The sequence below is a fragment of the Candidatus Karelsulcia muelleri genome, assembly GCF_028673255.1.
Classification (GTDB): Bacteria; Bacteroidota; Bacteroidia; order Flavobacteriales; family Blattabacteriaceae; genus Karelsulcia; species Karelsulcia muelleri_D.
Genome location: NZ_CP110504.1, coordinates 91486 through 108249, shown reverse-complemented (window position 1 = coordinate 108249; position 16764 = coordinate 91486). Strand labels below are relative to the sequence as shown.

General features: G+C 23.5%; 18 protein-coding genes, 6 tRNA genes and 1 other RNA gene. 15 read left to right on the top strand and 10 right to left on the bottom strand.

Annotated features, from left to right (window positions below; all coding sequences use genetic code 11):
- Positions 1-15 precede the first annotated feature (15 nt).
- The 4 genes from ONB78_RS00645 to der all read right to left on the bottom strand — a co-directional run bounded on the left by ONB78_RS00645 (position 16) and on the right by der (position 2743).
- Positions 16-90 (bottom strand) — tRNA-Pro (locus ONB78_RS00645).
- Between the two features lie 3 nt (positions 91-93).
- Positions 94-173, bottom strand: a tRNA-Ser gene (locus ONB78_RS00640).
- 91 nt (positions 174-264) lie between these two features.
- Positions 265-1404: a GTPase HflX gene (hflX, locus tag ONB78_RS00635; protein WP_274095932.1), complete on the bottom strand. Its 1140-nt coding sequence runs from the start codon at positions 1402-1404 to the stop codon at positions 265-267.
- Positions 1397-2743 carry a ribosome biogenesis GTPase Der gene (gene der / locus ONB78_RS00630; RefSeq protein WP_274095930.1) on the bottom strand — a complete coding sequence of 449 codons (1347 nt, stop codon included), beginning with the start codon at positions 2741-2743 and terminating at the stop codon, positions 1397-1399. The genes hflX and der overlap by 8 nt, the downstream gene beginning before the upstream one ends.
- Positions 2744-2796: 53 nt before the next feature.
- Here der and ONB78_RS00625 point away from each other — a divergent pair, with 53 nt between their 5' ends.
- On the top strand, positions 2797-3726 hold the full coding sequence (locus tag ONB78_RS00625) for a malate dehydrogenase (RefSeq protein WP_274095928.1): 930 nt from the start codon (positions 2797-2799) through the stop codon (positions 3724-3726).
- Between the two features lie 13 nt (positions 3727-3739).
- Here ONB78_RS00625 and lipA read toward each other — a convergent pair whose 3' ends face one another.
- Entirely contained in the window at positions 3740-4585 is an 846-nt protein-coding gene (lipA, locus tag ONB78_RS00620; protein ID WP_274095926.1) for a lipoyl synthase, read from the bottom strand.
- 44 nt (positions 4586-4629) lie between these two features.
- Here lipA and ONB78_RS00615 point away from each other — a divergent pair, with 44 nt between their 5' ends.
- The gene (locus ONB78_RS00615) at positions 4630-5394 is read left to right on the top strand and encodes a hypothetical protein (RefSeq protein ID WP_274095925.1); all 765 of its coding nucleotides are present in this window, start codon (positions 4630-4632) and stop codon (positions 5392-5394) included.
- Here ONB78_RS00615 and ONB78_RS00610 read toward each other — a convergent pair.
- The 4 genes from ONB78_RS00610 to trpS all read right to left on the bottom strand — a co-directional run bounded on the left by ONB78_RS00610 (position 5365) and on the right by trpS (position 6950).
- Positions 5365-5499: a 50S ribosomal protein L34 gene (locus ONB78_RS00610; RefSeq protein WP_158380316.1), complete on the bottom strand. Its 135-nt coding sequence runs from the start codon at positions 5497-5499 to the stop codon at positions 5365-5367. The genes ONB78_RS00615 and ONB78_RS00610 overlap by 30 nt on opposite strands.
- A 19-nt stretch (positions 5500-5518) precedes the next feature.
- Positions 5519-5600, bottom strand: a tRNA-Leu gene (locus ONB78_RS00605).
- A gap of 15 nt (positions 5601-5615) precedes the next feature.
- A tRNA-Leu gene (locus ONB78_RS00600) sits at positions 5616-5699 on the bottom strand.
- 303 nt (positions 5700-6002) lie between these two features.
- On the bottom strand, positions 6003-6950 hold the full coding sequence (trpS, locus tag ONB78_RS00595) for a tryptophan--tRNA ligase (protein WP_274095923.1): 948 nt from the start codon (positions 6948-6950) through the stop codon (positions 6003-6005).
- A gap of 67 nt (positions 6951-7017) precedes the next feature.
- On the opposite strand from trpS, the gene ONB78_RS00590 reads away from it, so the two are divergent.
- The 10 genes from ONB78_RS00590 (at position 7018) to gltX (ending at position 12279) form a co-directional block, all read left to right on the top strand.
- Positions 7018-7581 carry a ribosome-recycling factor gene (locus ONB78_RS00590; protein ID WP_274095921.1) on the top strand — a complete coding sequence of 188 codons (564 nt, stop codon included), beginning with the start codon at positions 7018-7020 and terminating at the stop codon, positions 7579-7581.
- 4 nt (positions 7582-7585) lie between these two features.
- The gene (gene asnS / locus ONB78_RS00585) at positions 7586-8926 is read left to right on the top strand and encodes an asparagine--tRNA ligase (protein WP_274095919.1); all 1341 of its coding nucleotides are present in this window, start codon (positions 7586-7588) and stop codon (positions 8924-8926) included.
- A gap of 28 nt (positions 8927-8954) precedes the next feature.
- Positions 8955-9029 (top strand) — tRNA-Ile (locus tag ONB78_RS00580).
- Positions 9030-9053: 24 nt separating this feature from the next.
- Positions 9054-9401, top strand: coding sequence for a 50S ribosomal protein L21 (gene rplU, locus ONB78_RS00575; protein ID WP_337992637.1), 348 nt, complete (start codon positions 9054-9056; stop codon positions 9399-9401).
- Positions 9370-9615 carry a 50S ribosomal protein L27 gene (rpmA, locus tag ONB78_RS00570; RefSeq protein WP_274095916.1) on the top strand — a complete coding sequence of 82 codons (246 nt, stop codon included), beginning with the start codon at positions 9370-9372 and terminating at the stop codon, positions 9613-9615. The genes rplU and rpmA overlap by 32 nt, the downstream gene beginning before the upstream one ends.
- 10 nt (positions 9616-9625) lie before the next feature.
- Positions 9626-9927: a transfer-messenger RNA gene (gene ssrA / locus ONB78_RS00565) on the top strand.
- Positions 9928-9948: 21 nt separating this feature from the next.
- Positions 9949-10257: a 30S ribosomal protein S6 gene (locus ONB78_RS00560; RefSeq protein WP_274095914.1), complete on the top strand. Its 309-nt coding sequence runs from the start codon at positions 9949-9951 to the stop codon at positions 10255-10257.
- Positions 10258-10270: 13 nt separating this feature from the next.
- On the top strand, positions 10271-10540 hold the full coding sequence (gene rpsR / locus ONB78_RS00555; protein WP_274095912.1) for a 30S ribosomal protein S18: 270 nt from the start codon (positions 10271-10273) through the stop codon (positions 10538-10540).
- 21 nt (positions 10541-10561) lie between these two features.
- Complete coding sequence (locus ONB78_RS00550) at positions 10562-10771, top strand: bL9 family ribosomal protein (protein ID WP_274095910.1); 210 nt, start codon at positions 10562-10564, stop codon at positions 10769-10771.
- Positions 10768-12279, top strand: a complete 1512-nt coding sequence (gene gltX, locus ONB78_RS00545) for a glutamate--tRNA ligase (RefSeq protein WP_274095908.1) — start codon at positions 10768-10770, stop codon at positions 12277-12279. Before ONB78_RS00550 ends, gltX begins: the two co-directional genes overlap by 4 nt.
- Positions 12280-12440: 161 nt before the next feature.
- Here the strand turns inward: gltX and ONB78_RS00540 are convergent, their stop codons facing one another.
- The gene (locus ONB78_RS00540; protein ID WP_274095906.1) at positions 12441-13061 is read right to left on the bottom strand and encodes a 50S ribosomal protein L25; all 621 of its coding nucleotides are present in this window, start codon (positions 13059-13061) and stop codon (positions 12441-12443) included.
- A 95-nt stretch (positions 13062-13156) separates the two neighbouring features.
- Between ONB78_RS00540 and ONB78_RS00535 the strand changes: the two genes are divergently transcribed.
- The 3 genes from ONB78_RS00535 to glnS all read left to right on the top strand — a co-directional run bounded on the left by ONB78_RS00535 (position 13157) and on the right by glnS (position 16626).
- Positions 13157-13227 (top strand) — tRNA-Cys (locus tag ONB78_RS00535).
- A 54-nt stretch (positions 13228-13281) separates the two neighbouring features.
- Complete coding sequence (mnmG, locus tag ONB78_RS00530; protein WP_274095904.1) at positions 13282-15018, top strand: tRNA uridine-5-carboxymethylaminomethyl(34) synthesis enzyme MnmG; 1737 nt, start codon at positions 13282-13284, stop codon at positions 15016-15018.
- Positions 15019-15024: 6 nt separating this feature from the next.
- Complete coding sequence (gene glnS / locus ONB78_RS00525; protein ID WP_274095902.1) at positions 15025-16626, top strand: glutamine--tRNA ligase; 1602 nt, start codon at positions 15025-15027, stop codon at positions 16624-16626.
- Positions 16627-16764: the final 138 nt, after the last annotated feature.

The window sequence follows — 16764 nt, the reverse complement described above, 5'->3', positions numbered from 1 at the left end:
CATAAACAATTGAAATCGGGATAATAGGATTCGAACCTATGACCTCCTGGTCCCAAACCAGGCGCGATAACCTTACTACGCAATATCCCGTTGCGGAGAGTGTGAGATTCGAACTCACGAGGTTAAACCTACAGTTTAGCAAACTGCTCCATTAACCACTCAGGCAACTCTCCATATAAACTGAATAGATGTAACATTATTACTTTATCGCCTGTTAATAATTCAGAATACGCAGTAAGCAAATTTCTAACATATTACGTATAATTAACGTAGAATTAATTCAGAGTACGCAGTAAGATAACAAATTTTTTGATTTAATAATTCAATATTATGTGTTTTTATTGCAGAAACAAATATAATCTTATTACCATATTTTTTATATATAAAATATTTTTTAGTATTTAAATTGTTACATTTATCTATTTTATTAAAAACTTTAATAAGTTTTTTGTTTGTACCTATTTTTATACATAGTTCTAATAAAATATTTTCTACACAAGTTATATCTTTAATAAAAGAGTTTTTATTTATATCGATTAAATGAATTAATAAATCAGACTCTTTCATTTCGTATAAAGTAGATTTAAAAGAAGTTCTTAATTGATGTGGTAAATTAGTTATGAAGCCTACTGTATCTGATACTAAAAATATTTTATTTCTAATTTTTATTTTCCTTACTGTTGTATCTACAGTAGAAAAGAATTTATTTTCTACATAAACATTTGCATTACTTAAAACGTTCATAAGTGTAGATTTACCAACATTTGTATATCCTAAAAGAGATATCCTTAGTATATGTTTTCTATGTTTTCGCTGAGTTTCCATTTGTTTATCAATTAATTTAATTTTGTTTGTTAGCTTATTAATACTTGTTCTAATATTTCTTCTATCAGTTTCTATTTCAGATTCTCCAGGACCTCTAAAACCTATTCCTCCTCGTTGTTTTTCTAAATGTGTCCATAGTTTTGGTAACTTAGACAAATAATATTTATATTGAGCTAATTTAATTTGAGTTTTAGCATAAGATGTTTTTGCTCTTTTATAAAAAATATCTAAGATAACTTTAGTTCTATCAACCACTTTTGATTTAAAAAGTTGTTCTATATTTTTCAATTGTGAAGGTGAAAGATTCTCATTAAATATTGCTATTTTAATCTTTTTTAGTATAATAAATTTTTTGATTTCTTCTATTTTTCCTTTTCCAATAAAAGTTCTTGGATTTTTATTTTTTATATTTTGAACAAATATTTTAATGACTTTCGCCCCTAAAGTTTGAGCTAGATAATTTAATTCATTAATTTCGTTTTTAACTTGTTCTTGATTTTTAAATTTTAAAATAGCAGCTACAATAATAACTTTTTGTTTGATATAATCATTCTTCTCAAACATATAAATTTTATTCATACAGAAGAATATTCTTTTTTTTTAATTTCGACATCTTTAGCAATTTAATTTTTATAGGAATTCCAACTAAATCAAAATTTTCTCTTATTTTTTTTTCCAAAAATCTTTTATAAGAACTAGGTATAAGGTTCGGATTCTTACTAAAAAAAATGAATTGATTAATTCCTTTTTTAAAAATTGGAACGCAATACTTTATAGCAAATTTGTTTCTATTTCTAAACTGATTTCTTTCTATTATCGTAAGCATAATTTTCTTAAAAGAACTGGTACTTATATTTTTTTTTTGCTTATTAATTATGTTTATACCTTTTTTAAAAGCTTTAATAATATTTTTTTTTGTATAATTGGATATAAAATATATAGGAACATCTGTAAAAGGATATATTTTTTTTAAAATATTATTTTTTAATTTTTGTAATTCATTTTTTTCTTTTATTAAATCGCATTTATTAATCAAAATTATAATAGAAATTATTTTTTTTTTAATAAAATTAAAAACCTTTAAATCTTGTTTGTTAAAGCCAATTTTAACATCAAGCATAAAAAAACATAAGTCAGAACTAGAAATAAATTTAGTAGTTCTAAGAAAAGAAAAGTATTCTATATATTCAGACTTGATTTTATTTTTGAGAAATCCTGCAGTATCTATCAAAATACATTTAAAATTAAATTTCTTATAAAATACTTCTATTCCATCTCTAGTAGTACCAGGCTGATCACAAACAATACGTTGTTTCTTATTCAATAATGTATTTATTAAAGAAGACTTTCCTACATTTTTCCTTCCTACGATAGTAATTCTAGGAAGAATACTTAAATTATAATTAATAACGTTTTTATAGCTCTCATTCGCATCTACAAAAATAGAATCTAATAATTCGTTAATACCTATTCCATTTAAAGAAGATATAAAAAAAAAATACTTAAATCCTAAGTTAAAAACTTCTTTTATATCAAAAATAGTATATTTATATTTGTCTATTTTATTTATAGCAATAAAAACTTTTTTTTTTGATCGTTGTAAGATATTACAAATTTTATAATCAATGGGCAATATTCCAGATAAAATATCTAATATAAAAATAATATCAGAAGCTTCTTCTATAGCTAATAAAAATTGTTCTATAATTTTTTTTTCTAATTCTTTAGTTCCAAAAACATATCCTCCAGAATCTATCAAAGTAAAATTATTTCCTCTCCATTTACATTCACAATATATTCTATCTCTTGTTACTCCATGAGTATAATCAGTAATTGCTTTACGGTATCCTACTAAATAATTAAAAAGTGTAGATTTACCAACATTTGTATGGCCAACTATAGAAATTATTTTCTTCATAGTTAATACTAAGTTAAGATGTAATTGTTAATATTAATAAAATATAACCGATTATGAAAATTACTATTGTAGGTGCTGGAAATGTGGGTGGAACCTGTGCAAGTTTTATAGCTGCTAAAAATATAGTTACTAAGATTCTTTTGTTAGATATTAGCAAAGAAAAAGCCATGGGAAAAGCTTTAGATATATGGAATTCTTCACAATTATTGACAACTAATACAAAAGTTATTGGTCTTGGAAATAAGGAGTATATAAAGACTAAAAATTCCAAAATCTGTATTATTACTTCAGGTTTCATAAGAAATACAGGAATGACTCGTGATCAATTAATAACTAAAAATGCTGTGATAATAAAGGAAGTAACTAATAAGTTCTTAAAATACTCTAAAAATGCATTATTCATTATCGTGTCAAATCCATTAGATATTATGACTTATGTAGCTTTTAAAGAATTAAATATTAGCAGATTTAAGATTTTTGGTATGAGTGGACTTCTAGACACTGCTCGTTATAATTCTTATATTGCGACAGCGTTAAAATGCAATCCTAAAGATATACAATCCATGCTGATAGGTGAACATGGAGATACAATGATTCCTTTACTACGCTATACAACTGTATCTGGAATACCTCTTGGTGAATTATTAAGCAAAAGCAATATAAATTTTATAATTCAGAAAACCAAACAAACTGGTGGTGAAATATTAAATATGTTAAAAACATCAGCTTGGTATACTCCAGGAATAGCAATTGCAAATATGGTTGAAGCAATAATTAAAAATTCCAAAAATATTATTACTTGTAGCTGTTATCTAACGGGAGAATATGGATTAAATAATGTTTTTTTAGGTGTACCTGTTATTTTAGGAAAAAATGGTATAGAAAAGATTCTTGAATTACAACTTAATAAAGAAGAACGTAAGAACTTGAAGACTTCGTCATTAAAAATAAAAAAAATGATTGCACAATTATTAGAAGAATGAAGAAATTGCTATGTTAACGAATATGTTTATAGGCATTATAAGAACTTCTAACTAATGGATTGCTTTCTACAAAGAAAAAACCCATATTCAATGCTATGTTTTTGTAATATTTAAATTTTTTGTTATTAATAAAGTTTTGAACTTCGTAATGTTTGAAACTTGGTGAGAGGTATTGACCTAGAGTTAATATATCTATATTCGCTTTTCTAATATCTTTCAAAGTATTTAGTATTTCTACTTCAGTTTCCCCTAATCCTAGCATAAGACCTGTTTTAGTTCTTATGTCACATTTTTTTTTTATATATTTTAAAAGTGACAAGCTTCTCTCATATTTAGCTGTACTACGTACTTGTTTTAATAATCTAGGTACAGTTTCTATATTATGAGAAATAAGTTCTGGTTTTTCTTTAATAAGTAGAGATATTGGCTTTTGTTGCCCTTTAAAATCTGGAATCAAGGTTTCTATAGTAGAAGTAGATATTTTTTTTATTTCTCTTATGGTCTTCAACCATAAGGTTATACCTAAATCTTTTAAATCATCTCTATTGACGGATGTTAAGACAACATGTTTTATTTTAATTTTTTTTATTGTGTTGGCAATTTTATAAGGTTCTAATAAATTCAATTGTTTAGGTTTTCCAGTTTTTATTGAACAAAAATGGCAAGACCTAGTACATATATTTCCTAGTAAAAGAAAGCTTAAAACTCCATGTTTCCAACAATTTCCAATATTAGGACAATCACTTCTTTGGCAAATTGTATTTAAACTTGCTGTTACTAACAAGTTATTGATTTTAGAATACTTATCACCAATATTTAGTATAACTTTTAACCATATTGGTTTCTTATTAAAATTCATAAAAAATAAAAATAAGATGCTAAAAACTTCTAAAGTTTAGAACTATGGCAACGATGGAATCACAGTTAAGATATCTATATAGATTACAATTAATTGATTTACGTTATAACTATTTAACTTTTCTAAGAAATAGATTTAAGAAATTTATTATAAGATTTAATTGTTTTTTAATCAAGAAAAACAAATATTTGATTAAACTCCTTAAAAAGATTAAAATTAAAAAAAATGATTTCAGAAAATATAAGAAATTAAAAACACAGAAACAAAAGATTATAAAACTTTTAACATTAGAAAGCATTAAAAAAGAAAATCCAACTCATTTATTTATGAGTATAGAATATTACACGATGGATTTTATTATAAAAAAAAGAAAATTTTTAAAAGAAAAGAAAAGAATTATTTTGATTAAAAATAAAATTAAAAATATAAGAAAATTTATAAAACAACAAAAAATCAAATTTAAATTAAAATTCATATATTATAATACAAAATATACAGAAATAAATAATAAAACTAATGAATTACGTAGTATTTATAAAAAAATTAAAAACAAACTGAATAAGGTCTTGTATAAAAGATATAAAATTATTATTTCAACTAACAGTTTAGCGGTTGTACCGATATATAAGCAAATACCAGTAGGAAATTATATCTTAATTAGTAAAATAAAATATTCTAATTTATTAGAAAGAAAGAATCTAATAATAGATGAACAAAGTGGAAAAATACTAATTGATTATGATTTAGCATACAAAGAAAATAAGAAAATGAATAAGATATTATTTAATAAGAATTTTTCGTTTTCTTAATAAAGAATTGTTTCTTTTGTTTTTATATTGTTTTTGTTTTCTTAAAACTCTAAAACCAAGTTTTCTTCTTCTTTTTATTTTTGATGGATTGTAAGTTCTTTTCATGTTACTTAGTAAATAGCAATACCTGGAGTGGGATTTGAACCCACATGATTTAGAATCACTGAATTTTGAGTTCAGCTCGTATACCATTCCGGCATCCAGGTAATTTCTATAATTAGTGCGGATAAAGGGATTTGAACCCTTATATCTTTATAGATACTAGATCCTAAATCTAGCGTGTATACCAATTCCACCATATCCGCCAAAAATATCTTTATTTTTTCTTGTGTCTATTTTTTCGTTTTTTTTTCTTTCTTTTATGTGTTGCTATTTTTTTTCGTTTTCTTTTTTTCCCACTTGGCATAAAGATTTATTCTTAAATAAGAATTTAATTTTATTTATTATTTAAAATAAAGCAAATTGACTAACTTGAATTTTATTTCTTGTAATTGCGTTAATAAGAAACTTAATTTCATGCTGCTCTCACAACCAAAATGATTAATAAATTCTAAATGTGAATTATATACTGTATAAAAATTACTCAAAATAGAGCATGAGTATCTTGATTAAGAACAATCAAAAACATTGCGAACTTGTTTCATGGTTGGTTGAATTATTTCTTTCATTTTTGTAGCACCTATTTTAAATATTTTTTCTAATTTACTTTTTTTGTTAATGTAATATTTATATAACTTACGTTCTTTTTTAAATTTACTTATTAAGAAACTATAAAATTCTTCCTTCGCATGTTGATAACCAACATTCAATTTATTTTTAATTTTTTTTGAACCTGCAAAATTAAGATAAATATTGTATAAATTATCTGTTAATAATTTATTTTCTTCATTTAAAAACTTGTTTTGGGTTTTAATTTTAAAAATTTGTTTCTTTATTTGTTTCTTTTTTGAAAAAATATCTATAATATTCTTTTTAGATTTACTCATTTTTTTTCCATCTGTTCCTTTTATCAACTTTGTAAATATTTTTGCTTTAGGAATAGTAAATATTCTTTTTATTTGATTTATTTTTTTAGCTATTTTTCTAGCTATTTCTAAATGTTGTAGTTGATCTTTTCCAACTAAAATTATTTCAGCTTTACTTATTAATATATCTGCTGCCATTAAAATTGGATATGTTAATGTTGCAGTATTAATTATTTTATTATTTGTTTTATATTCTTTAAATGAATGTACTAATTTTAATCTATTATATGGAAAGATAGCACTAAAAAACCATAATAATTCAGTAATTTCTGGTATATCCGATTGTCTGTAACAAATAACTTTTTTATAATCTAGACCACAAGCTAACCAAGCTGCTAAAATTTTGTAACTATTTTTTTTGTTATTTTTAATAAAATTATAATTAGTAAGAGTATGAAGATTAGCAATTAATATAAACTGTTTCTGAAACATTTCCTTATTAATCAAGAATATAGTAGGAGAAATAATACCTATAACATGTCCTAGATGAGGTCGTCCTGTACTTTTAATACCTGTCAAGAGATTATCCATGGAATAGAATGTTTGTAAATAATATTAAAATTTTTTTAACTATTTAGTTAGAATAAAAGTATTGAAAATGCTAATACAAAACCAAAAGAAAGAATTATTATTAAAACAAATGAAGGATAGAATGAATAAAATATTAAATTATTTTAAAAAATTTGTTTCAAAAATTAGAATAGGAAAAGCCAATACGGATATTTTAGATGATCTTACCGTAGAATATTCGGATAAGAAAATTAATTTATATCATATTGCCAGCATAACAGTAAACAATAGAAATACGATATTAATTAAACCATGGGAAGCCAATATTTTACCATTAATAGAAAAAAGTATACTTAAATCAAAAATTGGACTAGTTACAATTAATACTGGAAAGATTCTAAAAATTGTACTTCCAAATTTAACAGAAGAAAGGAGAAAAGAAATACTTAGAATTAATAATATCAAATTAGAAAAAGCAAAAATTAGATTAAGAAATATAAGAAAAGAATACAATAAAATAATTAAATTAAACATAATAGATATAGATACTTTCAATAGATATAAGAAACATATAAATACAGTAACAAGAGAATATATATGTTTAATAGAAAATATCTTTAATAAAAAAAATAAAGAAATAATAAAAATTTAATAAAATGTGCAATACAATAAAACAAATTTTCAAACAAAATACAATATTAATAAATAAAAAAATAGTAGTAAAAGGTTGGGTCAAACACAAAAGAACAAATAAATTAAAAACGTTTGTTATAATAAACGATGGTTCAACAAGAAAAAATTTACAAATAATTCTAGAAAAAGAAGACAAATCTATAAATCTAGGTGTTTATTTAAAACTAAAAGGTAGAATAGTTTTAAGTAAAGGAAAAAAACAAAATATTGAATTATTAGCAAACAATATAAAAATTTATGGAATTTTCAAGTATAAAGATTTACAAAAAACCATATTACAGCCGAAAAAACATAGTTATAAAAAATTGCGAGAACAATCTTATTTAAGATTTAGAACAAACTTTTTTAGTTCAATAATGCGTATTAGACATAATGTATCATACCTAATTCATAAATATTTTCACAAAAATGGGTTTTATTATATTCATACACCAATAATAACAAATTATGACACAGAAGGCTCTAGTAATCTTTTTAAAGTTACAAATTTAAATTTAAAAACAAATGATTTTAATTCAGATTTTTTTGGAGAAAACGCATATTTGACAGTTTCTGGACAAATGCACGCTGAAGCTGCTGCTTTAGGATTAAGAAAAATTTATACTTTTGGTCCTACTTTTAGAGCAGAAAAATCCAAAACTCCTAGGCATTTAGCAGAATTTTGGATGGTGGAACCAGAAATAGCTTTTTTTAATTTAAAAAATAATATGTTTTTAGCAGAAGAATTCATAAAATATATTATTAAAAATATTATGATATTATCTAAAGATGATATAGAACTTTTAGATAAAAAAAATATTATAGTTAATAATTTAAATAAAATCTTAACTAAAGAATTTAAAAGAATACATTATTCAAAAGTAATTAGAATTCTAATTCAAAATGGATATGATATGAAATGGGGACAAGATCTAAATTATGAACATGAAAAATTTCTAGTAGAAAGTTATTTTAAATACCCAATAATTATCTTTAATTATCCAATTGATATAAAACCATTTTATATGAGAAAAAATAAAGATAAACAAACAGTTGCTGCAATGGATATTATTTTTCCAAATGTTGGTGAAATAATTGGTGGTTCACAAAGAGAAGAAAGATACGAGATACTCTTATCACAAATGAAATATTTTAAATTAAATCGTACAATATTAGAATGGTACATTAATACAAGAAGATTTAGCACTGTTCCACACAGTGGATTTGGATTAGGTTTTGATCGTTTAATTCAATTCATTACAAATATGAAAAATATAAAAGAGGTTATCCCATTTCCAAGATCTATAAACAAGATTTATACTTAAATCTAGAATTAGAGACCTCGGCCTAAAAGGTCTTATAGCTCAGTTAGGTTAGAGCACTTGACTCATAATCAAGAAGTCGCTGGTTCAAATCCAGCTGAGACCAAAAGACTAAATGTTTTATTTTTTGATGAAAGCTTATTTTGAAGCTTTAGGAAAACAATATTGTGCAAAACCATACAAATATATAGACATTCCTTTTATAAAAATTGAAAAAATAGGACAAAAAATTTTATTAAAAAAAATTCTATTATTTTCAAATAAAGAAAAATTTAATATAGGAAATCCCTATTTGAAAAATCTTTATATTTTAGCAAAAGTAATATCTCATTATAAAGAAAAAAAAAAAATTTGTTTTAAAAAAAAAAGAAGAAAAGGTTACAAACTAAAAAAAGGACATCGTCAAAATATGACTAAAATAAAAATTCTTTCAATAGTAAAAATAAATGGCACACAAAAAGGGAGTAGGAAGTTCTAGAAATGGACGTGATTCTAAAAGTAAACGATTAGGTGTTAAAAAATATTGTGGTAACATAGTTAAGCCTGGAAATATTCTTGTAAAACAACGTGGCTCTAAATTTATACCACTTAAAAATGTTTATATGAGTAAAGATTATTCGATCCATTCGTATATTTATGGAAAGGTTTCTTTTCAAAAAAAAGGAAAAAAAATTCTTCTATCAGTATTATAGTACTAACTTAGGGGCTGCTTTGGTTTTGACAGAAAGTAAATATAATAAGAAAGCATATCGTGAAATGTAATGTAATCACGTAAAAAATTCATTACAAAGAAATAAGAGGCGAAACCAAGAATTACTCTCTTGCAGCTTAAGTACTTAAGCTAAGACAGTTAAGAAGTAAGTTATGCAATTATTTGTTTCTTTTTATTCTTCTACTTTTAGGGCTTATAACTAAAATTAGATTATAACTTTTATAAGCTAAATATGTAGACGTCTTATTATATTACTTTTTGGACACGGGTTCGAATCCCGTCAGCTCCATTAAAGAGAAATTCCTTATAAAAGATGGATTTTAAATCAGCATGTTATGAAACATTAATAGTTATTTCTCCAACTGTTTCAGCAGAAGAGAAAAAAAAAATTCTTTATAACGTAGAAACTTTCTTAAAAAGAGAAGGAGAAATACTTTATATAGTGAACTGGGGGCAAAAAAAATATGGACTTTTTTATATATTTTATTGTAAAATTTTAAAAACCTCAGTTAAAAAGATAGCAAAAAAAATAACTCAAAATGAAAACATAATTCGATTTTTAATTATTAAAATTACTAAAAAATCTAAATATTATTTAGATGAAAGATTTAATATAATCTGAAATAAAAGAAATAATGATTAATAAATCTGAAATAAAATTTTTAACACCTTTCAATATAGAAAATAAAAAAAATAAGAAAAAATGTTCTTTCAAAAAGAATAATATTAATTATATAGATTATAAAAATTATTATTTATTAAAAAATTTTTTAAATGAAATGGGTGAAATTTTACCAAGAAAAATAACTTATACTACCGCAAAACAACATAGAAGACTTAAAATCGCAATAAAAAGATGCCGACATATTGGTTTATTACCTTTCACTACTGATAATTTTCAATAAATTAAGTTTTAAAGAAACTAAATGAAAGAAATTAAAATTCTATTAATTAAGGATGTTCCTCCATTAGGATTTAAATATGATATAGTTGATGTTCAATGTGGATACGCCAAAAATTTGTTAGTCCCAAAAAAATTAGCAATTTTATTTACTGCTTCAGTTAAAAAAAAATATTATACCATCTTATATAACAATATAAATATTGAGAAACAAATAATAAAAAGAAAGAAATGAAAAATATTAGAGTACGTTTTGCACCAAGTCCAACTGGACCATTGCATATTGGTAATTTAAGAACTGCATTATTTAATTATTTGTTTGCAAAGAAGAAAAAAGGATCTTTTATAATAAGATTTGAAGATACAGATAAAGAGAGATATATTAAAGCATCTGAAAAACACATTTTGAATTCTCTAAAATGGTGTGGTATTCAGGCTGATGAGGGACCAGACAATGGAAATTATGGACCATATCGTCAATCTAAAAGAAAACATATATACAAAAAATATGTTAAATATTTATTGAAAAAGAATTATGCTTACTATGCTTTTGAATCAAAAGATGAATTAAAACAAATAAGAACTGAGTATAAAGACAAAGGTAAATTATTTATTTATAATTATTCAACTAGAAAAAATCTAAAAAATTCCTTTAATAATTGTTATTATAATCAAATTAAAAAGAAACAAACAAAATATATAATAAGATTAAACGTTCCTGTATCAAAGACTATTAAGGTTTATGATCTATTACGGGGGAATATATCAATAAATTCAAATGTAATCGATGATAAGGTATTAGTAAAATCTGATGGAAATGTAACATATCATTTAGCAAATGTAATCGATGATCATCTGATGAAAATTACACATGTTATTAAAGGAGAAGAATGGATATCTTCTTTTCCTATATTGCATGTGTTGTATTATTATTTTAATTGGAAAATGCCGAAATTTATACATCTTCCTTTGATATTAAATAGTTTTGGAAAAGGTAAATTAAGTAAAAGAAATTATAATAAATTAAATATTCCTATTTTTCCATTAAAATGGAAAGATCCGATTAAATTAAAAACTATACTTGGTTATCGTGAATTAGGATATTTCCCTGATGCTTTGCTTAATATGTTAGCATTGTTTGGGTGGAACCCAGGCTGCGAGCAAGAAATTTTTTCATTAAAAGAATTAATAGCTACATTTTCATTAAAGGATATTAATTTTTCATCTGCGAGGTTTGATAAACAAAAAATTGACTGGATTAATCATAGACATCTACAAAGCCGATCTATTGATGAATTGACGAGATTAGTTAAATTATGTTTGAATGAACAAAAAATTTATTTTAATAATGATAAAACTATAAAACAAATTATATTACGAATTAGATCACAATGTACTTTTGTATATCAAATTATAGAAAAAGCAATTTATTTTTTTAAAAAACCAACTTTAAAGAAAAACTACATAAAAAAACAAATAATAAATATAAAAATAACAAAAAAAATATTATTTTTAATAATAGAATGGTTTAATAATTATGACAAAAATAATTTAAAGTTATTAAGACTTTTTTTGGCTAAATTAGCTTTTAAGAAAAATATTAAGATACATTATTTCTTAAAACTTTTACGTTTAAGTTTAGTAGGGAAATTAGTAGGATTAGAAATCTTGTTTATAATTACAAAATTAAAAACACAAGATATCATTAAAAGAATTTGTAATGTAATCTTGTTATTAAATTAAATGTTGTACTTACTAATTACAAAATTAAAAATAAACTACAGCTGCAGTTCTTGTTATTAAATTAAATGTTGTACTTACTAATTTAAAAATAAAAGATTAAAATTTTAACAAATTGCTTAAAGCATAAGAAAAATAAAAGATATGATACAATCTTTTTTATTCTACTTAGCATCTTTATTGAAAAGATCTGATTTAATATCATTAGTATTTTCTGTCTTTTCTTTCTCATTACATTCTTTTTTCAGAGCTTTAACTGATGATATAACTGTTTTAGAGTCATGTAATATTACTATTTGTTTTGTATTTAAATTTTTAACATAAAAATTTTCTCCTATATCTAAATTTTCAATATTTATTTCTATATGATCAACCATATCTTTCGGTAAAGCCTTAATTTTTAATCTTCGTAGTTTATATATATATTCTCCACCGTTAGAGACTCCTTTAGGCAAACCTTTAGGCTTAATAGGAACCTCATAAGTAATATATTTTTTTTTATTTAGTTCACAAAAGTCTAAATGTAATATTTTCTCATTGATTGGGTGATATTGTATTTCTTTTAAAATTGTAGTAATATTAATTTCATTATTTATCGAAATCATAAATTTGTTTATAGTTTTATTTTTTAAAATTTGTTCAATTAAATAATAATCCAAAAAGAAATTAATGTTTTTATTCTTACCGTACACTGTACACGGTAAATAACCAGATTCTCTGAAACTTTTCATTTGTTTTTTTTTTACAATAAATCTTTGTTCTGCCTTTAAAACTATTACTTTCATTTACTATTTAAAATACTTTAAATTAAAAAAATATTATTTTAAAATCTAATTTTATATAGCTAAATTTCTTATTTAATAATATTATAAAAATTCTTGGTACTGTGGCCGAGTGGTTAGGTAAAGGTCTGCAAAATCTTTAACAGTGGTTCAATTCCACTCAGTACCTTAAGAGATATAATTTTAATATATAAAATATAAGATAATAGAAAAATTGATCTAGATGTATTTTGATATAATTGTAGTAGGAGCAGGACATGCTGGCTCAGAGGCAGCTGCAGTATCTGCAAAATTAGGCTCTAATACTTTGCTAATTACTACTAATACAAATAATATAGCGAAAATGTCTTGCAATCCCGCAATGGGTGGTATTGCCAAAGGCCAAATTATAAAGGAAATAGATGCCTTAGGGGGGGCCTCAGGAATTATAACTGACAGAAGTTTGATTCAATTTAGAATGTTAAACAAGTCTAAAGGGCCTGCCATGTGGAGTCCAAGAGCTCAATGTGAGAGAATAAAATTTTCAAAAAATTGGAAATCTGCTTTAAAAAAAATTAATAACTTAGAAATTCGTAAAGCAACTATCATAGACTTTCTAATTATTAATAATAAAATAATCGGTGTAAAATCTATAATTGGGCAAAAATTCTTTGGCAAGGCAGTAATTTTAGCTGCTGGTACATTTCTAAATGGGATAATTTATATTGGTAATAAAAAAACAGAAGGGGGGAGATTATCAGAAAAACCAATATTAGGATTAACTAAAAAACTCGAAAATATGGGATTTTTTTCTGGACGTCTTAAAACTGGGACATCACCAAGAGTATATTCTAGATCTTTAAATTATAGTAAAATGAAAACTCAATATGGAGATATTCCAATCGAATATTTTTCATATTTAAAGAAAAAAACAAAAAGTAAACAAAATATATGTTATATCACTTATACTAACAAGCAAGTTCATGAATTAATTAGAAAAAATATTTATCTTTCTCCATTATATAATGGAAATGTTCAAAGTCTAGGGCCAAGATATTGTCCATCTATTGAAGAAAAAATATATAGATTTCCTACTAAGACTAGGCATCAAATATTTGTAGAACCAGAAGGTACAAACTATATAGAAATGTATATAAATGGTTTTTCCACCTCTTTACCAATAGATATACAAGAAAAAGCTTTACTAAAAATACCTGGATTTGAAAAAGCTAAAATTTTAAAACCAGGATATGCAATAGAGTATGATTATTTTAATCCAATTCAATTAAAAAAAAATTTAGAAACCAAAAGAATTAGAAACCTTTTTTTTGCAGGACAGATAAATGGAACTACTGGATATGAAGAAGCTGCAGCACAAGGATTACTCGCTGGCATAAATGCTCACTTAAAAATTAAGAAAAAAAAACCGTTAATCTTAAAAAGAAATGAAGCATATATTGGCGTTTTAATAGATGATTTAATAAATAAAGGTACACAGGAACCATATAGAATGTTTACTTCACGAGCTGAATATAGACTTTTATTAAGACAAGATAACGCAGAGAAAAGATTAATGCCTATAGCATATAAATTAGGATTAATTTCTAATAATATTATAGACAACTTAAGAAGTCAAACGAATAAAATTAATAGTTGTATAAACTATTTGAATATTAGAAATAAAATGAAAGAAATTGAAAATAAAAACAAGAAACTAAACAAGGAGATATTAAAGAAAGTATATATAAATATGAAATATAAAGTTTATATAAAAAAAGAAGAAAAAAACATAAAAAAAATTTCAAAATTAAATAAATTAAGAATTCCTAAAAATTTTAATTTTTATCAAATGAAATCTTTATCTAAAGAAGCTATTGAAAAATTTTCTAAGTTTAGACCAAAAAATATTGGAGAAGCTATAAAGATTAGTGGAATCTCTCACTCAGACTTAAATAATTTCTTATTCTATATAAGATCGTGATAATATATGTCTAAAACAAATTTTTTAGAAAAAATTATTGATAAAGATATTAAAAATGGTTTACCTAAGAAAAACTTATCATTTAGATTTCCTCCAGAACCTAATGGTTTTTTACACTTAGGGCATGTGAAATCAATATATTTAAATTATTCATTAGCGAGAAAATACAAATGTCCTTTTATATTACGTTTTGATGATACTAATCCTATTAACGAAGAAACCAAATTTATTAAAGCAATAAAAAAAGATATAAATTGGCTAGGATTTAAATGGTGTAAAGAAACTTATGCCTCAGATTATTTTGTAGAGCTTTATAAATTAGCTAAAAAATTAATTTTGCAAGGTAAAGCTTTTGTAGACAGTCAAACAAAAAAGAAGATTAAAGAACAAAGAAGATCTAGTTATGAAGATGGTATAGAAAGTCCATATAGAAAGAGGTCGATATATGAGAATTTAGAATTATTTAAAAAAATGAAAAATGGTTGTTTTAAAGAAGGTGAATGTGTATTACGGGCTAAGATAGATATGAATTCACCGAATATAAACCTTAGAGATCCTATTATGTACAGAATAATTAAGAAAAAGCACTACAAAACAGGAAAAAAGTGGTTCATATATCCAACTTACGATTGGGCACATGGACAAAATGATTATTTAGAAAAAATATCTCATTCTTTATGTACGTTAGAATTTCAACATAATAAACCATTATATAATTGGTTTCTTAGTAAAATTAAAAGTTCTGGTCATATATTACCAAAACAATACGAGTTTTCCAGATTAAATTTAAATTACTCGATAATGAGTAAAACAAAAATTAAATTTTTAATAGAAAAACAAATAGTAGAGAATTGGGATGACCCAAGATTACCTACCATTTCTGGACTTAGAAGAAGAGGATTTACTCCTGATGCTATCTGTAAGTTTATAAAAGAAATAGGAATTTCAAAACGAGAAAATAATATTGATATTTATTTATTAGAATTTTATTTAAAAAAAAACTTAGCTAAGATAGCTGAACAAGTAATGGTTGTATTTAATCCTTTAACTTTAAAAATAGAAAATTTAAATGAGACTAAATGGTTAAGATTTAAAGATAGAAATATTCCATTCTCAAAAGAAATTTACATAGAAAGCAAGGACTTCATAGAAAATAAAAAAGATAAATTTTGGCGTTTATCTATTGGACAAAAAGTAAGATTAAAATCAGCATTTACAATAAAGGCGAAATCTATAATAAAAAAGAAAAATGGAAGTATAAAATATATATTATGTAAAATATACAAAGATAAAAGTAAGTATAAGGCTACTTTGCATTGGGTAGCTAAAAAATATTCTTTACCAATTAAAATAAATTTATATGGAAAATTATTTAACATTAAATGTCCTGAAAAAATTAAAAATTTTACTGATTATATTAATAAAAAATCAAGAATACAAGTAAATGCTTTTGCAGAGCAATTTTTAAGAAATGCTAATTCTAAAACAAAATATCAATTTTTAAGAAATGGTTATTTTTGTCTTGATAATAAAAGTACTAAGAAAAATAATAGAAAGTTAGTTTTTAACAAAATAATTTCATTAAAACAAAAACGGTTTAATATTTAGTAAATTTAAGAAAATAAACTACTATATTTTAACTTTCAGAGTTTTGCAGAGTTACATTATAGTTAGAATTTCTCTTATTCTATCTGAAAAGCACTATATTTGTCACAAAATTGCAAATGAAAGTGAATATTCAGTTAA